Genomic DNA, 15,653 nt, shown 5'->3' on the forward strand with positions numbered 1-15,653 from the left:
CGCAGGCTCCGGCAAATTTGCCGCAAACACAGGGGGATGATGGGATTATGACCGGATCGTGACTTGGCAAACCGGGCTGGCGGGCGCATTTATTCTTGCATGAGACAGATGCTGACCAAATCCGCTGCCGCCGCGGCTGCCCTGTTTGCCGCCGCTGCCGCCGCGCCAGCCAATTCCGGCAGCCTGGATGGCGATATCGTGCGGATCGAGGTTCTGGACGGCGGCATGACGCCGCGCGGCACCCACATGGGTGCGCTGAAGATCACCCTGCAGCCCGGATGGAAGACCTATTGGCGGGCGCCTGGCGATGCCGGCATTCCGCCCAGCTTTTCCTGGCGCGGCGCCCGCAATGTCGGCGCACTGTCGATCACCTGGCCCTCGCCCGAGGTGTTTATGACGTCCGGCTACCGCACCATCGGCTACCATGATCAACTGGTGCTGCCGGTGGAAATCACCCCCGAGAACCCGGGCAAGCCGGTGCGCCTGAAGGGGCGGATGCAGCTTGGGGTGTGCAAGGATGTTTGCGTGCCGGCCGAGCTGAAGTTCGACCATCAGCTGGACAGCAATTCAGGCCGCAACCCAGCAATTGCCGCCGCAATGGCCAGCCGCCCCTGGTCGGCCAAGGAGGCGGGTGTGCGTGCGGCATCCTGCAGCCTGCGCCCTTCCGACTACGGCATGACGGTCACTGCCCGCATCTCGATGCCCTCTGCCGGCGGCGAGGAGGTTGCAGTGATCGAACCGGGCAACCCCAAGCTTTATGCCGGCGAAACCAAGACCCGGCGCGAAGGCGGGCAGTTGGTGGCGGAGACCGAGTTCCTGCCGGCGGACGGCAAGGCCTATGCCATCGACCGCTCGCAGCTGCGGATTACGGTGCTGGGGAAAAGCCATGCTGTTGATATTCAGGGCTGCAGTGCTGGATGAGCACGCTAGACGGCCCTGCCCGCCCGGTCCTTGGCACCATTGCCGTTGTCTGCCGCCATTTCGGCGGCCAGGATCATGTGATCCTGGTGCAGCGCGGCAAGGAGCCGAACGCAGGCTGGTGGGGATTTCCCGGCGGCCATGTGGAAATGGGCGAGACCGCGCTGCAGGCCGCTGCGCGCGAGCTGATGGAAGAGACCGGTGTGACTGCCCGGCCGCTGGAATATCTCACCAATGTGGATGTGATCTCGCGCGGAGCGCCGGGTACGGCGCTGCGCCAGTATCTGCTGACCGTGGTGCTGTGCGAACACCTGAGCGGTGACCCGGTGCCGGATGATGACGCCGAACAGGCAGAGTGGATCCCCGTTGACGGCATCGAGACCCGCGGCCTGCAGCTGCTGGACCAGGTGGCTGAGGTGGCGAGGCTGGCTCAGGCCCGCTGGCGGGTGTTGAGCCGGTAAGCGATACCGCCCGCTGCATAGGCCAGCAATGCCAGCAGCAGCGCGCCTGCGGCAAATGCCAGCAGACCCGCCCGCACCGGTTCCATCGCCGCCAGCACCGGAATCATCCGCAGCGCCGGATGCAGGGCGCCGGAGGCCATCGCCCAGCCCAGCGTCAGCACCAGCCAGCCCAGCTGCGCCAGCGCCGTGCCCAGGACCAGCCAGCGCAGGCGCCCCGCCTGTTGCCGCAGGGCGCGGCGCAGGGAGGTCAGCGGCCGCGACAGATCGCGCTGCATCGCCACCAGCGCAGGCACCACCAGCAGCACCAGGAACATCCCGAAGCCAAGGCCGTAGACCAGCGTGATCACCGTCGGCTTCAGGAACTGCGCCTGCTGCGAACGCTCAAACAGCAGGGGCGCCAGGCCGAGAACCGTGGTCATCGTGGTCAGCATCACCGGGCGCAGCCGGTCTGCCGCCGCGTCGATGATCGACGGGATCAGCCCGCGGTCCTCGGCATACTGGTCAATGGTTGTCACCAGCACGATGGAATCATTGATGATGATCCCGGTCATCCCCAACAGGCCCACCACGGTGAACATGGAAAGCGGCACCTCCCACATGTAATGGCCCCAGATGGTGCCGACGAGGCCGAAGGGGATGATTGCCATCACCACCAGCGGCCGGGTCCAGCTGGCAAAGATCCAGGCCAGAACCAGATAGATTCCGGTAAGGCAGAGGATCAGCCCGGTGCCGGCTTCCTGCAGGAAGCTCTGTTCCTGTTCTGCCAATCCTGACAGGCGCCATTCCACTTGCCGCTCGCTTGCGATCCTGGGCAGGATCTCGTTCTGCAGCGCCTGCGTCACCGCCTCGGCGCGGGCCGGATTGTCCTCGGAAATATCGCCGGTCACGCTGATCACTCGGATGCCGTTCTCGCGGCGCACAGTGGAAAAACCGGTGCGCTGTGTGACCGAGACGATATCGGCAAGCGGCACATAGATGCCGCTGGGCGCCCGCATCAGGGTGCGCTCCAGAAAATCGGCGGTCAGCTCGTTCTCCGGCAGTTCCACCCGGATCTTGGCGCTGCGCGGGCCGTCGGGATAGGTCGCGGCCTCAATGCCGTTGAGCCGCGCCCGGAGCGCTTGGCCCAGGCTGCCGATGGTGAAGTTCAGCGCCTGCCCCTGAGGGGTAAGGTCGAGGATCACCTCCTCCTTGTCATAGGCGAGATTGTCCTCGACAGCCGAGACTTCCGGGAAGCGCAACAGCGCGGTTTTCAGGTCTTCGGAAGCATCTTTCAGCACCTGAATGCTGGAACCTGAGAATTGCACGTCGAGCGCATCGCCGCCCGGCCCTGACCGCCAGCCGCGGAAGTAGACCGTTTCCGCCAGCGGGTGCTGGACGACCCGCTCCTGCAGCTCAGCCACAAAGGCAAAGCTGGAATAGGGGCGCAAGTCGGCGTCGATCAGTTCGATCGAGATGCCGCCGAGAAGATCCTTGTCTTTGGTCTCCGCCCCGCTCAATCCCCGGCCGGCATTGCCGCCCACCTCGGTCATCACGAACTCCAAGGGGTTGCGGCCATAGCGTTCTTCGTACTCGGCGCCCAGTGCCTCAGCCGCGCGCTGCATTTCACGCATCATCGCCAGGGTGTCGGCGCGGGTGGCGCCCTCCGCCATGGCGAAATTGCCGGTGACCGAGCCGCGCTCCGGCGCATTGAAGAAGCGCCATTGCACATCGCCGTTGATGAACAAGGCCGCCTGGCTGGCCAGGATCGCCAGCGCGCCTGCAAGCACCGCATAGCGCGCGGTGACAACAACGCCCATCAGCGGGCGGAAGGCATGGTCGCGCAGCCAGCGGAAGCCGCGGTTCGCCATCCGGTTCGGCCAGTCGTACCAGTGGTGCGCCTGGGCATGGGCCAGCGCATGGGCCAGGTGGTTGGGCAGGATCAGGAAGCATTCCACAAGGGATGCCGCCAGCACCGCAATCACGGTGAAGGGAATGTCGCGGATCAGCGTGCCGAAATGCCCGCCCACCAGGGTCAGGCCGAAGAAGGCAATAATGGTGGTGAGAGTTGCGGCAAAAACCGGCATCGCCATGCGGCGGGCGGCATTCTCAGCCGCTTGCATCGGGCTTTCGCCCAGCCGCCGGAACCGGAAGTCGGCGTGTTCGCCCACCACGATGGCGTCATCCACCACGATCCCCAGGGTGATGATCAGGCCAAAGAGGCTGACCATGTTGATGGTGATCCCGGCTGCATACATAAGCGCCACCGCAGCAAACATCGAGGCCGGTATGCCCATCGCCACCCAGAAGGCAATGCGGGTGTTGAGGAACAGGAACAGGAGGCAAAGCACCAGCCCGAGCCCCATCAGACCGTTGTCGACCAGAATGTCCAGGCGGTCGGTGATGCGCTCGGCGCGGGTGCGGATCAGCTGCGCGGTCACTCCCTGCGGCAGGCTGGCCTGCATCTCGTCCACCACTTGCTGCACCTGGTGCTGCAGCCGGATCGCATCGCCCTGATCCGAGCGGTCCACCCTGATCGACATCGCCGGGTTGTCATCGACGAAATAGGAACGGTTGCGATCGACGCCTTCAACCCGCACCCGCGCCACATCGGCGATGGTCAGCACCGAGCCGTCGGCATTGGTGCGCAGGACGATGGCATTCAGCTGATCCGGCCTGCGTTTCTCGCTGCCGGTGCGCACGCGGGCGTTGGCCCCGCTCACATCGCCAGCGGGATCTGCATCGACCTCCGCAGCAATAGCTTCGGCAATTTCGCGCATGGTGACGTCGTGGGTGATCAGCTTGGCGGTGGGCACTTCGACGATGGTCTGCGGTGCCGCCATGCCGCGGATCGTGGTGCGGGTGACGCCGGCCTCAAAGAGGCGCACCACCAGTTCATCGGCAAACAGCCCCAGCTGCCCCGCCCCGACCGGCCCGGTGATCACCACGTCGGTCACCCGGTCCCGCCAGGCGCCGCGCCGCACTTCCGGCTTTTCGGCCTCTTCCGGCAGAGTGGTGATACTATCCACCGCGGCTTGCACATCGTCGGTGGCCTGCCCCATTTCAGAGCCGGGCTCAAACTCCAGCGTCAGCGTCGCCCGCCCTTCGCGGGAGGTGGAGGAGGTCTCCTCCACCCCGTCCACCGCCAGCAGGGCGGGTTCCAGCACCTGAACGATGGCGCTGTCCACATCCTCGGGGCCGGCGCCCTCCCATTCGACGGTGACGGTGACGCTTTCGACAATCACATCGGGGAAAAACTGAGCCCGCATGTTGGGCATCGCCGCAGCGCCCAGCACCAGCATGATCACCAGAAGAAGATTGGCCGCCGTGCGGTGGCGGGTGAAGTAGCTGAACAGCCCGCGGGCCTGCCGGGGGAGCCTGCGCGCCATCGGCCTCAGCCTCCCATCCGGGATTCAATCCGGCTGACCAGCTGCGCGGGCACTTTCGCCTCGGCGAGCTGCTGCAGCATCTTGGCCTTCATCTCCGAGGGCATCCGGCTGTTGCCCTCAACCAGCGCCACCAGCCGGGCGCGGCGCTCGTCCGTCAGTTCGATCAGCTCCGGCAGCGCCTGCACCCCCGCGCCCTGGCGCACGGGACGCACCTTGATGCCCGCACCCAGCAAAGGCGTGCGCCCGGTGACAACTTCGCGCCCCTCCAGCCCGGATCCGCGGATCAGCACGTCATCGCCCTGGCGGCGCACCAGTTCCACGGGCAGCGCCTCCAGCCGGTCTTCTGGGCCCAGCAGCAGCACCGAACCATCGGCGCCCAGCGCAGAAGCCGGAACCCGCGCCACCGCGCGGACCTCCGGCTCTGTCACATGGACGGTCACGAAATCCCCCGGCTTGAAACCCGGCGCAGCGTCCAGGCTGGCATAGACCAGCCGCCCGGTCTGCCCATCGCCCGCTGCACCGCTGGCACGCGAAATCCGCCCGGTTGCACTGAGACCGGCGCCAGCCGCATCCAGCGACACCCGCACCGGGGCTTTCAGCAGATGGCCGTCGCCGTCCAGCAGCCGGGCATATTGCGCGGTCGAGACCCTGAACGCCGCCTCCAGCAGGTCCGGGTCGACCAAATCCGCGAGTTTCTCATTGGCGGACACAAGCCGGCCCTGCACCAGGCTGACCGATTGCAATGTGCCGTCAAAGCCTGCCTTGATGGTGGTGTCGTCCAGATCGCGCCGCGCCTCGTCCAGTGCGATTTGCGCCCGGGCCACCCGCGTGGCGGCCTGATCCGCCCGCGCCTCAGCTTGGCTGACCGCCTGGCGGCGAGAGATCACGGTCTGGCGGGCCTGCACCGCAGCCAGTTCCGCAGTTTCAACCGTGGCTGCGGTGCCGACGCCGCGTTCCTGCAAGTCCAGCTGCCGCTGGAACGCGCGCTCGCGCAGCTGCGCCTGGTCCTGGGTCGCCTGCAATTCGTCCTGCGCCAGGATCAGCGCCCGGCCCGCGTCGCGCTCCTCGGCGCGGGCATCCATCATGTCGGCCTCTGCCCGGTCCAGCACCGCTTGCGCATCCGCAGGGTCGATCTGCACCAGCACCTCGCCCGCCTGCACCGCACCGCCTTCCTCGAAATCCTCAGAAAGCTGAACCACCCGGCCGCCGACAGCCGTGCGCAATTCCAATGTGCGGCGGCTTTCAACCCGGCCGAAGGCGGTCAGTTCCGGTGCCACTGTCTGCAGGTCCGCAGTCACCAGATTGACCGCAAACACCCGTTCCCGCACCGGCGGCGCCTTGCGTTCGGCAGTGAGCTGCGCCTCGATGGCGCCAAAGATCAGCTGCCCGGCATAAAGCAGCAGAGCCGCCGTCAGCGACGCCAGGAAAAGCCCCATCAAACTCTGACGCAAAAAGCGCATGTCTCTCCCTTCCGGTGGCGGCTGCTGCCGGAGCCGCGCATGGGCTGCCAAAGCGCAAATGCCTTGTGCCCGCTTGGAAATATACGATTTTCCGCGCAGGTTTGCGAGGTTACACGCCGTGCACGGTTACTTCCGTCGCAGATGTTCTTCCAATCTGGGCATGATTTCCACGAAATTGCAGGGCCGGTGGCGGTAATCGAGCTGTTTTGACAGGATTTCATCCCAGCCGTCCTTGCAGGCGCCGGGGCTGCCGGGCAGCGCGAACAGGTAGGTGCCGCCCGCAACGCCGCCAGTGGCCCGCGACTGCACCGCGCTGGTGCCGATTTTCTGCATGGAGACCCAGGTGAAGACGGTGCCGAAGGCCTCGATCTCCTTCTCGTATACGTCGCGGTGCGCTTCCACCGTTACGTCGCGCCCCGTCAGGCCGGTGCCGCCGGTTGAAATCACCACGTCCACCTTGGGATCGGCAATCCAGGCCCGCAGCTGGGCGGCGATCTCTGCCCGCTCGTCGGGAATGATCTTGCGGTCGGCCAGGGTATGGCCCGCCTCCCGCAGCCGGTCGACCAGCACCTGGCCGGAGCGGTCGTCCTCCATCCTGCGGGTATCCGAGACCGTCAGCACCGCAATGCGGACCGGGATGAATTCCATGCTTTCGTCAATACGGGACATCTACGCCCTCTCCATGATTGCCAGCCGAACGGCCAGCCCTGCAAAAATTCCGGCCGAGACCCGGCCCAGCCAGCGCGCAATGACCGGCGAGCCTGTCAGCTGCCGCCCGGCCTGGCCTGCGAAAATGCCCACCAGGCCGTTGATGATGAATCCGCCCGCAGCCAGGATCAGCCCGAAGATCAGGAATTGCATCAGCACCGGCCCGGCCGCAGGCGTCACGAATTGCGGCACAAAGGCCAGCACGAACAGGATCACCTTGGGATTGGTCAGGTTGACGAGGAAACCGGAGCGGAACGCCCGCCGGGCAGGCACCGCAGGCGCATCTGCCCGGGCCGGCCCGCTGCGCAAGGCATCCCAGGCCAGGAACAGCAGATAGGCCACGCCGGCCCAGCGGATCACATCAAACAGCGCAGGCATGGCAGAGACCGCAGCCCCCAGCCCGAGACCGGCCAGCGCCACATGCACCATGCTGCCCGCAGAGATGCCGGCGCTGGCTGCCACCGCCGCGGCGCGGCCGGAGCGCAGCCCCTGCCCAAGGCAGAACATCATGTCCGCGCCCGGCGTCAGGTTCAGCGCCAGCGCCGCCGGGATGAAGGCCAGGAGGGTCACGGGATCAATCACGGCTCCACCTCGAACCAGCTCACGCCGGGACCGAGGTTTGCCACCTCCGTCTTGCCCAGATTGCCGCGAAAGCCCCAGCAGTCATGCACATGGCCGCACAGCAACAGCTGCGGCTGGATCCGCTCTGCCGCGGCCCGGACCGCGGTGGAACCGACAGACTGCCCGCGGGAGGTCACATCGCCCAGCCCCCTGGGCGGAGAATGGGAAATCAGGATATCCGCATGATCGCAGGCCGCCAGCATCGCGCCCGCCTGCACTTCGCTCAGATCGCAGGACCAGCCGCCAAAAGGCGTTTCCGGCACGCCGTATCCCAAACCGAACAGACGCAGCCCTTCGAAATCCGTGCCTTCTCCGTGCAGAACGGTGGTATTTGCAAATCCAGCGGCGCGCAGTTCTTCGGCGCTTTCACCGTTGCCGGGCACGGCAATCATCGGCGCCTTCAGCCCTGCCAGCATGATCACGGCGCTGTTCATGCCCATCCGCATGTTGCAGAAATCACCGGCCCCGATCACCAGATCCGCGCCCGCACTGGCCGCCACGATGTCCGCAGCGTGGGAGGCTGAAAGATGCAGATCGGAGAATGCCAGTATTTTCATGGGCTACCTCAGGACAAGCTCCCCAGCCGCGCCTTCAGCTCCAGCAGATCCGCCCAGGCCAGCCGTTTGTGCGCAGGCTGGCGCAGCAGGTAGGCGGGGTGGAACATCGGAATGACAGGTTTGCCCCAGGCCTGGTCCCACTGCCCGCGCAGCCGGGTGATGCCGCGTTTGCCCAGCACCGCCTGGCAGCTGATATTTCCCATCAGCACCAGAATGTCAGGTTCTGCCAGCGCCACATGCCGCTCCAGAAAGGGTGTCAGCATGGCAATCTCGGCGGGCAGCGGGTCGCGGTTCTGCGGCGGCCGCCAGGGCAGCACATTGGTGATATAGGCATTTTCCGCGCGGCTGAGACCGATCGCCTCCAGCATCTTGTCCAGAAGCTGCCCTGCGCGGCCGACAAACGGCTTACCCTGCAGGTCCTCGTCGCGGCCCGGCGCCTCGCCGATGATCATCACCCGCGCGCCGGCCTGGCCGTCGGAGAACACCAGATTGCGGGCGCCGCGTTTCAGGTCGCAGTGGCTGAAGCCGTCCATCGCATCGCGCAGGGCGGGCAGCGAGGCCGCGCCTCTGGCCGCCTTCCGGGCCACCTCGATTGGGTCCACTTCTTTCGGCTTCGGCGGCGGCGCCGGGGCTGCGCCCGGTTTCGGCTTGGGAGCGGCCTGCTCCAGCGCATACCGGTCGACCGGTTCGTCGCACAGCGCCTCGGTGGCGCCAAGCTCCGCCTGCCACTCCAACAGCGCCCGGGCGCTCCAGTAATCCAATGCCGATTCCATGCGCCCAAGCTACTCCGCCCAGCCGGCAAGCGGAACACCTCGCCATCATCTTGCTGCAAATACTCGATTTCCCTGTTCTACAGCACTGCCAGCCGTTGCCCGCTCCGCCTGCCCCGCCTATAAGAACCGGCAAATCAAGCGGAGCCGCCCCATATGTCCTTCGAACACCGCCACTTGCTTGGCATCGAACCGCTGAAGCCGCATGAGATCACCGCGATCCTTGATCTGGCCGATGACTATGTGGCGCTGAACCGCCGCCCGGAAAAGCACTCCGACGTGCTGGCCGGCCTCACCCAGATCAACATGTTCTTCGAGAACTCCACCCGCACCCAGGCGAGTTTCGAGCTGGCGGGCAAGCGGCTGGGCGCCGATGTGATGAACATGGCGATGCAGGCCTCCTCGATCAAAAAGGGTGAAACCCTGATCGACACGGCGATGACGCTGAATGCGATGCACCCGGACCTGCTGGTCGTCCGCCACCCGCATTCCGGCGCGGTGGACCTGCTGGCCCAGAAGGTGAACTGCGCAGTTCTGAACGCCGGCGACGGCAAGCATGAGCACCCGACCCAGGCGCTGCTGGATGCGCTGACCATCCGCCGTTCCAAGGGCCGCCTGCACCGGCTGAACATCGCGATCTGCGGCGACATCGCCCATTCCCGTGTTGCCCGTTCCAACCTGATCCTTTTGGGCAAGATGGAAAACCGCATCCGGCTGATCGGCCCGCCGACCCTGGTGCCGGGCCAGTTCGCAGAATTCGGTGCCGAGATTTACGACGACATGCGCGAAGGCCTGAAGGACGTGGATGTCGTCATGATGCTGCGCCTGCAAAAGGAGCGCATGGACGGCGGCTTCATTCCGTCGGAGCGCGAGTATTACCACCGCTACGGTCTCGACGCCGAAAAACTGGCGCTGGCCAAGCCCGACGCCATCGTCATGCACCCCGGCCCGATGAACCGCGGGGTGGAGATCGACGGAACGCTTGCCGATGACATCAACCGTTCTGTCATTCAGGAGCAGGTCGAGATGGGGGTTGCGGTGCGGATGGCGGCGATGGACCTCCTGGCCCGCAACCTGCGCGCCGAACGCCAGGAAAAAGCGGGCTGAGCCACTTGGAGGGTGTCATTCATATCCCGGCAGGCGAGCGCGGCGTGATCCGGCTCTTTGCGCTGGACATGCGGCCGGAACAGGCGGCGTTCCTGAAGGAACCCGGCGCGCTGGCGCAGGTGCTGGGGATCGAGGCGCTCGACATGGACCAAGTAGAGGTCTTCCCGGTCTCTGATCTCGAGGACATCGGCCTGACCGGCTACCTGACCGAGGGCTGCGGCGTGCCGCGGGCGCAGGTCGAAGAGGACCGGGAGATGCTGCAGGCGCTGGAAGGCCACGTGCTGCTGATCCGCTCCCGCGCCTTCGGGGGTGACGAGACCCGGCTGACCCCGGCGGAGCAGATCGTGCTCAAAGGCACCTACGGAGAGCGGCAGACCAGTTGGAGCGCCCCGCCGGTTTCCGCCGAAAGCGCCAAGCCCTACTCCGCGCCCAAGCTGCCCCCGCGCGAGGCCCGCAGCAAGGCCCGCCGCATCGGGGCCACGCTTTTTGCCATAGTCATGACCCTGATTGCCCTGGCTGTCTGGGCCCTGGTGTTCTGATGGCAGCGGCTGAATTCAAACCCGACCGCAGCGCCTATGTCCGCGCCCACGCCTGGATGGCGGCGATTGGCATGGGCGGCGCGATGGCGGTCCTATGGTTCATGGACAGCCCGCATATCTGGACCGGCGCCGTGGGCGGGCTGGCCGCCATTGCCTTTCGCGGCTGGTACATGGCCAGCGAGGAGCTGGCGGTGGTCTGGACACTGACCCGGGAAAGCCTCTCAGGCCCGGCCGGGCGTTCAGTGCCGCTGCACCAGATAGAAACCGTCCGCACCATGGGCAGCTATGTGCAAGTGGTCACCAAAACCGGCGACAAGCACCTGATCAAATACCAGGCCGACCCGGCCGCGACCCTCAACGCAATTGAAAGAGCCAAGGCATGAGCACTCTCTTCATCAACGCCCGCCTGATCGATCCCGAGGCAGGCACCGACACGCCCGGCGCGGTTCTGGTGCAGAACGGGCGGATCGCGGCGGTCGAAAAGAATGCCGCCGACCCCGCCCAGCTGCTGCGCGCGCATAACGCCGGCCCGGACGACGTCACCCAGGTGGACTGTGGCGGCAAATGCCTGGCGCCGGGGATTGTCGATATCGGCGTCAAGGTCTGCGAGCCGGGTGAGCGGCACAAGGAAAGCTACAAAACCGCCGGGCTCGCCGCCGCGGCGGGCGGCGTGACCACTATCATCACCCGGCCCGACACAACCCCGGCAATTGACAGCCCGGAGACGCTGGAATTTGTGACCCGGCGCGCGCAGGCGGACACGCCGGTGAACGTGCTGCCGATGGCGGCGCTGACCAAGGGGCGCGAAGGCCGGGAGATGACCGAGATCGGCTTTCTGATGGATGCCGGCGCGGTGGCGTTTTCCGACTGCGACCATGTGGTCAGCAACACCAAGGTGTTTCAGCGGGCGCTGACATATGCACGGTCCTGCGGAGCTTTGGTCATCGCCCACCCGCAGGAGCCGGTCCTGAGCAAGGGCGCCGCCGCCACCAGCGGCAAGTTCGCAGCCTTGTATGGCCTGCCTGCGGTCTCCCCGATGGCGGAACGGATGGGGCTGGACCGCGATATTGCGCTCTTGGAAATGACCGGTGCGAAATACCACGCCGACCAGATCACCACCGCGCGCGCCCTGCCCGCGCTGGAACGCGCCAAGAAGAACGGGCTCGACATCACTGCAGGCACCTCGGTCCACCACCTGACGCTCAATGAGCTGGACGTGGCGGGCTACCGCAGCTTCTTCAAGGTGAAGCCGCCGCTGCGCTCAGAGGACGACCGCCTGGCGGTGGTTGAGGCGGTGCGGACCGGGCTCATTGACATCATCTCCTCGATGCACACGCCGCAGGATGAGGAAAGCAAGCGCCTGCCGTTCGAGGAAGCCGCGGCCGGCGCAGTGGCGCTGGAAACGCTGCTGCCTGCGGCGCTGCGGCTTTACCACGCCGAACTTCTGGATCTGCCTACCCTGTTCCGCGCCATGTCGCTGAACCCGGCCAGGCGGCTGGGCTTGGAGAGCGGCCGCCTGGCCGCGGGGGCGCCCGCGGATCTGGTGCTGTTCGATGCGGATGTGCCGTTTGTGCTGGACCGCTTCAAGCTGCGCTCGAAATCACAGAACACGCCTTATGACGGCCAGCGGATGCAGGGCCGGGTCGAGGCGACATATGTGGCGGGCGAGCCCGTCTACCGGAGGGATTGATGCCAGTACTCGAAAGCTCTGCGGCGGTTCTGATCCTGTGGGCGGTTATCGGCTACGGCCTCGGCTCAGTGCCGTTCGGGCTGGTGGTGACCAAGGCTTTCGGCCTCGGCAACCTGCGGGAAATCGGATCGGGCAATATCGGCACCACCAACGTGCTGCGCACCGGCAGCAAGGCCGCCGCGGCACTGACGCTGCTTCTGGACGGCGGCAAGGGCGCGGCGGCGGTGCTTCTGGCCCGCTCTCTGGCCGGCGAGGATGCGTCGCAGATGGCAGGGCTGATGGCCTTCCTCGGCCATTGCTTTCCGGTCTGGCTGGGCTTCAAGGGCGGCAAGGGGGTGGCAACCTTCCTCGGCCTGATGCTGGCACTGGCCTGGCCGGTGGGCATCGCCTGCTGCCTGACCTGGCTGGCGGCAGCGGCAATGACCCGGATTTCCTCGATGGGCGCGCTGGTTTCGGCCGCTTCAGGCGCGGTCTGGGCCTTGCTGCTGGGCTACCATCCGGTTGCCCTGCTGGCCGCGATGCTGGCGGCAGTGGTGTTCATCAGGCACTCGGCCAATATCGCCCGCCTGCGGGCGGGCACTGAGCCGCGGATCGGCCAGAAGTGACGCCGGAAAAGCTGCAGGCCTTTCTTGCAGCTTTCGACGCCCTGCCGCTGGGCGCCTTCACCGGGACTGCGGAAGGGTGCAAATACATGGTGTCCCGCGAAGACCTGGCCGGCGGCAAATCGCAAAAGCTGGTGGCGCGGGAACTGGGCGGCATGGATTACATCAGCCTCAACCTCTACCGGCTCACGTCCGGCGCCCGCCTCAAACCCTGCGAGATGCCTGCGGAGAAGGTGGTCCGCTTCGTGCTGGCACTGCAGGTTATGGAATGAGCCGCTCCAAAGCGCGGCCGTTGGACCAGGTGCCGTGCAACTCACCGCTGGGCATCCGCACGTAGACCACCGGGTAGGTATCGCCCCAGTCGACCCAGACCACATCGCCATTGCGGGTACCGGTCCCGGCATAGGCCTGGGCACCGACCTGCCAGTTCATCTCGATCGCACCGCCATTGTCCTGGATTTGCACCGTGCCGGTATAGGTGCTGCCATCGGGGTTGCGGCCCTCGGCGCGGTAGCTGCCGCTGATGCTCTGGGCTGCGGCCGCCCCTGTAAAGGCTGCTGCCGCCAAAAGGCCGCCCAGCACGGCGCGGCGGGTTGTGAATGAGCGTGTCATCCTGTCCTCCGGGTTTCCTGTGCCCAGTCTGCCCGCAACCATGCTGCCTGTCACCCGTTCTGCGCGGAATTGCACAGGCGGCATCCGCCCCGCGCACAGTCAAATTGAGTTGTTTTGAATGTGATCGCCCGGCTCTCCACATCGGTGCCGTGACCCGCAGCATACCGCGGCACACATGGTGAAACGCCGGCCGGGCAAGCATTTGGGAACGCCGCGGCCGGGATTAGAAAGGACGGGACCATGAACAAAGTAAAAGCACTGATCAGCGGTGTGGCTCTGTCGGTTGCGATGGCAACCTCGGCACTGGCGGCGGGCGTTGAGATCAACGCATCCTCCACCGGCCTGGCCATGCAGGGCTATGACCCGGTCGCATATTTCACGGACGGTGCCCCGACCAAGGGCAGCTACAAAATCACTTCCATTTACAATGACGCAACCTACCGCTTCGCCTCGGAAGAGCACAAAGCGGCATTTGAAAAGAATCCCGAAGCCTATGTGCCGGCCTACGGCGGCTACTGCGCCTTTGGCACCGCGATGGGCTTCAAGTTCGACGGTGATCCGAACCACTGGAAGATCGTTGACAACACCCTGTACCTGAACCTGTCGCAGGACATTCAGGAACGCTGGGAAGGCGACATCCCGGGCTTCATCGAGAAGGCCAGCGTCAACTGGACCGATATTGCTGACAAGACCCCGGAAGAACTTCAGGCGCAGTAAGGCCTGAAGCTGCCACTCACGAAAAACAGCCGGCGGCGGGGCAACCTGCCGCCGGTTTTTCAATGGAAAAGGCCGCACCCGAAGCGCGGCCTTTTCATTTAGTGTTAATAAGCGAACTCGCTGTAAATGCGGGAAAGGTCCCCGTTCCAAGCGCCGTTGTAGCGCTCCAGCAGCTCATCCGCGGGCACTTTGCCGGTTTCCAGGCTGTCCTTCAGCGCATTCAGGAAGTGGGTTTCATCCGGCACCAGACCGCCGGCGCCGGGGCGCGCGCGGGCCTTGAGGCCGCTTTCGGAGATCGCCACCGCCTCGCGGGCCAGTTCGTGCATGCTGATGCCGCCCACCTTGGCCTGCAGCCCCTGTTCCGAGGCGGCAACGCGCAGGGCGTCGCGGGTTTCTGCGTCCCAGCCCTTGACCAGGTCCCAGGCTGCATCGAGCGCGCCTTGATCGTAGGTGAGGCCGACCCAGAAGGCAGGCAGCGCGCACAGGCGGCGCCAGGGGCCGCCGTCAGCGCCGCGCATCTCGATGAATTTCTTGATGCGGGCCTCGGGGAAGATTGTCGTCAGGTGGTCGGCCCAGTCGCTGAGCGTCGGGGTCTCGCCTGGCAGCGCGGGCAGTTTCCCCTTCAGGAAGTCGCGGAAGGACATGCCAAGCGCGTTGATGTATTCGCCATTGCGGTAGACGAAATACATCGGCACATCGAGCGCATACTGAACCCAGGCCTCGAAACCGAAGCCTTCCTCGAACACAAACGGCAGCATGCCGGTGCGGTCGGCATCCAGCGAGCGCCAGACGCGGGCGCGCCAGGACTTGTGGCCGTTGGGCTTGCCGTCCAGGAACGGGGAATTGGCAAACAGTGCCGTGGCCACCGGCTGCAGCGCCAGCGCCACCCTCAGTTTCTGCACCATGTCGGCCTCGGAGGAGAAGTCGAGGTTCACCTGCACGGTGCAGGTGCGGCGCATCATGGTGGTGCCCATGGTGCCGACCTCCTGCATGTAGCCGTCCATCAGCTTGTAGCGGCCCTTGGGCATCAGCGGCATGTCTTCATGCTTCCAGATGGGCGCAGCGCCCAGGCCGATGAAGCCGACACCGATCTTGTCAGCGATGTCCTTGACGTCGCGCAGGTGGGCGTTCACCTCGTCGCAGGTCTCGTGGATGGTTTCCAGCGGCGCGCCGGAAAGCTCCAGCTGGCCGCCTGGCTCCAGGCTGATGTTGGCGCCGTCCTTGGTCAGGCCAATGAGGTTTTCGCCTTCGGTCAGCGGCGCCCAGCCATGGCCGTCGCGCAAGCCTTCGAGAACTGCCAGAATGGAGCGTTCACCGGCATAGGGCAGCGGCTTCAGCGTGTCCTTGCAGAAGCCGAACTTCTCATGCTCGGTACCGATGCGCCAGTCTTCCTTGGGTTTGCAGCCGTCGGCAAGATACTGGGCAAGCTGCTCGTGGCGTTCGATCGGCCCGCCGCCGGACTGGGGAATGGACATGCCTGGCACTCCGTCCTGTTAGATCTGTCTTGAAGGGTCAGTCGTGGGCGG

The 15,653-nt window shown here is 65.7% G+C and carries 17 protein-coding genes; 9 read left to right on the forward strand and 8 right to left on the reverse strand.

The features are described from left to right. The first annotated feature begins 99 nt into the window (after window positions 1–99). Together LHL23_RS03705 and LHL23_RS03710 are read left to right on the forward strand one after the other, a co-directional pair. Window positions 100–921 (forward strand): protein-disulfide reductase DsbD domain-containing protein, encoded by an 822-nt coding sequence (locus tag LHL23_RS03705; protein WP_413229462.1) that lies wholly within the window; start codon window positions 100–102, stop codon window positions 919–921. Further along, window positions 918–1,379, forward strand: coding sequence for an NUDIX hydrolase (locus tag LHL23_RS03710; protein ID WP_226428843.1), 462 nt, complete (start codon window positions 918–920; stop codon window positions 1,377–1,379). Before LHL23_RS03705 ends, LHL23_RS03710 begins: the two co-directional genes overlap by 4 nt. Here LHL23_RS03710 and LHL23_RS03715 read toward each other — a convergent pair. The 6 genes from LHL23_RS03715 to LHL23_RS03740 form a co-directional block, all read right to left on the reverse strand. After that, on the reverse strand, window positions 1,349–4,744 hold the full coding sequence (locus tag LHL23_RS03715) for an efflux RND transporter permease subunit (protein WP_222479412.1): 3,396 nt from the start codon (window positions 4,742–4,744) through the stop codon (window positions 1,349–1,351). The genes LHL23_RS03710 and LHL23_RS03715 overlap by 31 nt on opposite strands. Before the next feature lie 5 nt (window positions 4,745–4,749). Then, window positions 4,750–6,204: an efflux RND transporter periplasmic adaptor subunit gene (locus tag LHL23_RS03720; protein WP_226428844.1), complete on the reverse strand. Its 1,455-nt coding sequence runs from the start codon at window positions 6,202–6,204 to the stop codon at window positions 4,750–4,752. Between the two features lie 126 nt (window positions 6,205–6,330). Further along, on the reverse strand, window positions 6,331–6,873 hold the full coding sequence (moaB, locus tag LHL23_RS03725; RefSeq protein ID WP_222479407.1) for a molybdenum cofactor biosynthesis protein B: 543 nt from the start codon (window positions 6,871–6,873) through the stop codon (window positions 6,331–6,333). After that, window positions 6,874–7,494, reverse strand: a complete 621-nt coding sequence (locus tag LHL23_RS03730; protein ID WP_226428845.1) for a LysE family translocator — start codon at window positions 7,492–7,494, stop codon at window positions 6,874–6,876. Next, entirely contained in the window at window positions 7,491–8,090 is a 600-nt protein-coding gene (locus LHL23_RS03735; protein ID WP_226428846.1) for a metallophosphoesterase family protein, read from the reverse strand. The genes LHL23_RS03730 and LHL23_RS03735 overlap by 4 nt, the downstream gene beginning before the upstream one ends. An 8-nt stretch (window positions 8,091–8,098) precedes the next feature. Then, window positions 8,099–8,863, reverse strand: a complete 765-nt coding sequence (locus tag LHL23_RS03740) for a uracil-DNA glycosylase (RefSeq protein ID WP_226428847.1) — start codon at window positions 8,861–8,863, stop codon at window positions 8,099–8,101. A 153-nt stretch (window positions 8,864–9,016) separates the two neighbouring features. On the opposite strand from LHL23_RS03740, the gene LHL23_RS03745 reads away from it, so the two are divergent. From LHL23_RS03745 to LHL23_RS03770, 6 genes are read left to right on the forward strand one after another with little or no spacing between them, the layout of a single operon-like run. Then, complete coding sequence (locus LHL23_RS03745; RefSeq protein ID WP_226428848.1) at window positions 9,017–9,967, forward strand: aspartate carbamoyltransferase catalytic subunit; 951 nt, start codon at window positions 9,017–9,019, stop codon at window positions 9,965–9,967. Window positions 9,968–9,972: 5 nt separating this feature from the next. After that, entirely contained in the window at window positions 9,973–10,506 is a 534-nt protein-coding gene (locus tag LHL23_RS03750) for a hypothetical protein (protein ID WP_226428849.1), read from the forward strand. Continuing rightward, complete coding sequence (locus LHL23_RS03755) at window positions 10,506–10,889, forward strand: hypothetical protein (protein WP_226428850.1); 384 nt, start codon at window positions 10,506–10,508, stop codon at window positions 10,887–10,889. Before LHL23_RS03750 ends, LHL23_RS03755 begins: the two co-directional genes overlap by 1 nt. Next, window positions 10,886–12,196, forward strand: coding sequence for a dihydroorotase (gene pyrC / locus LHL23_RS03760; protein ID WP_226428851.1), 1,311 nt, complete (start codon window positions 10,886–10,888; stop codon window positions 12,194–12,196). Before LHL23_RS03755 ends, pyrC begins: the two co-directional genes overlap by 4 nt. Continuing rightward, window positions 12,196–12,801, forward strand: a complete 606-nt coding sequence (gene plsY, locus LHL23_RS03765) for a glycerol-3-phosphate 1-O-acyltransferase PlsY (protein WP_226428852.1) — start codon at window positions 12,196–12,198, stop codon at window positions 12,799–12,801. The genes pyrC and plsY overlap by 1 nt, the downstream gene beginning before the upstream one ends. Further along, window positions 12,798–13,070 (forward strand): hypothetical protein, encoded by a 273-nt coding sequence (locus LHL23_RS03770; RefSeq protein ID WP_226428853.1) that lies wholly within the window; start codon window positions 12,798–12,800, stop codon window positions 13,068–13,070. Before plsY ends, LHL23_RS03770 begins: the two co-directional genes overlap by 4 nt. On the opposite strand, the gene lfb1 is transcribed toward LHL23_RS03770, so the two are convergent. Further along, window positions 13,060–13,410, reverse strand: a complete 351-nt coding sequence (lfb1, locus tag LHL23_RS03775) for an LIC10280 family protein (RefSeq protein WP_226428854.1) — start codon at window positions 13,408–13,410, stop codon at window positions 13,060–13,062. The genes LHL23_RS03770 and lfb1 overlap by 11 nt on opposite strands. 240 nt (window positions 13,411–13,650) lie before the next feature. On the opposite strand from lfb1, the gene LHL23_RS03780 reads away from it, so the two are divergent. Further along, window positions 13,651–14,127: a YHS domain-containing (seleno)protein gene (locus LHL23_RS03780; RefSeq protein ID WP_019297145.1), complete on the forward strand. Its 477-nt coding sequence runs from the start codon at window positions 13,651–13,653 to the stop codon at window positions 14,125–14,127. A gap of 104 nt (window positions 14,128–14,231) precedes the next feature. Here the strand turns inward: LHL23_RS03780 and LHL23_RS03785 are convergent, their stop codons facing one another. After that, a complete protein-coding gene (locus LHL23_RS03785) occupies window positions 14,232–15,602 on the reverse strand; it encodes a glutamate--cysteine ligase (RefSeq protein WP_226428855.1) in 1,371 nt (456 codons plus the stop codon). Between the last annotated feature and the right edge of the window lie 51 nt (window positions 15,603–15,653).

It is taken from the genome of Leisingera sp. McT4-56 (assembly GCF_020514995.1).
Taxonomy (GTDB): domain Bacteria; phylum Pseudomonadota; class Alphaproteobacteria; order Rhodobacterales; family Rhodobacteraceae; genus Leisingera; species Leisingera aquaemixtae_A.

What these genes read in the sequence shown, in the direction of transcription:
- LHL23_RS03705 (WP_413229462.1), top strand. Translation starts at nt 100, where the DNA reads ATGAGACAGATGCTGACCAAATCCGCTGCCGCCGCGGCTGCCCTGTTT.
- LHL23_RS03710 (WP_226428843.1), top strand. Translation starts at nt 918, where the DNA reads ATGAGCACGCTAGACGGCCCTGCCCGCCCGGTCCTTGGCACCATTGCC.
- LHL23_RS03715 (WP_222479412.1), bottom strand. Translation starts at nt 4,744, where the DNA reads ATGGCGCGCAGGCTCCCCCGGCAGGCCCGCGGGCTGTTCAGCTACTTC.
- LHL23_RS03720 (WP_226428844.1), bottom strand. Translation starts at nt 6,204, where the DNA reads ATGCGCTTTTTGCGTCAGAGTTTGATGGGGCTTTTCCTGGCGTCGCTG.
- moaB (WP_222479407.1), bottom strand. Translation starts at nt 6,873, where the DNA reads ATGTCCCGTATTGACGAAAGCATGGAATTCATCCCGGTCCGCATTGCG.
- LHL23_RS03735 (WP_226428846.1), bottom strand. Translation starts at nt 8,090, where the DNA reads ATGAAAATACTGGCATTCTCCGATCTGCATCTTTCAGCCTCCCACGCT.
- LHL23_RS03740 (WP_226428847.1), bottom strand. Translation starts at nt 8,863, where the DNA reads ATGGAATCGGCATTGGATTACTGGAGCGCCCGGGCGCTGTTGGAGTGG.
- LHL23_RS03745 (WP_226428848.1), top strand. Translation starts at nt 9,017, where the DNA reads ATGTCCTTCGAACACCGCCACTTGCTTGGCATCGAACCGCTGAAGCCG.
- LHL23_RS03755 (WP_226428850.1), top strand. Translation starts at nt 10,506, where the DNA reads ATGGCAGCGGCTGAATTCAAACCCGACCGCAGCGCCTATGTCCGCGCC.
- pyrC (WP_226428851.1), top strand. Translation starts at nt 10,886, where the DNA reads ATGAGCACTCTCTTCATCAACGCCCGCCTGATCGATCCCGAGGCAGGC.
- plsY (WP_226428852.1), top strand. Translation starts at nt 12,196, where the DNA reads ATGCCAGTACTCGAAAGCTCTGCGGCGGTTCTGATCCTGTGGGCGGTT.
- lfb1 (WP_226428854.1), bottom strand. Translation starts at nt 13,410, where the DNA reads ATGACACGCTCATTCACAACCCGCCGCGCCGTGCTGGGCGGCCTTTTG.
- LHL23_RS03780 (WP_019297145.1), top strand. Translation starts at nt 13,651, where the DNA reads ATGAACAAAGTAAAAGCACTGATCAGCGGTGTGGCTCTGTCGGTTGCG.
- LHL23_RS03785 (WP_226428855.1), bottom strand. Translation starts at nt 15,602, where the DNA reads ATGTCCATTCCCCAGTCCGGCGGCGGGCCGATCGAACGCCACGAGCAG.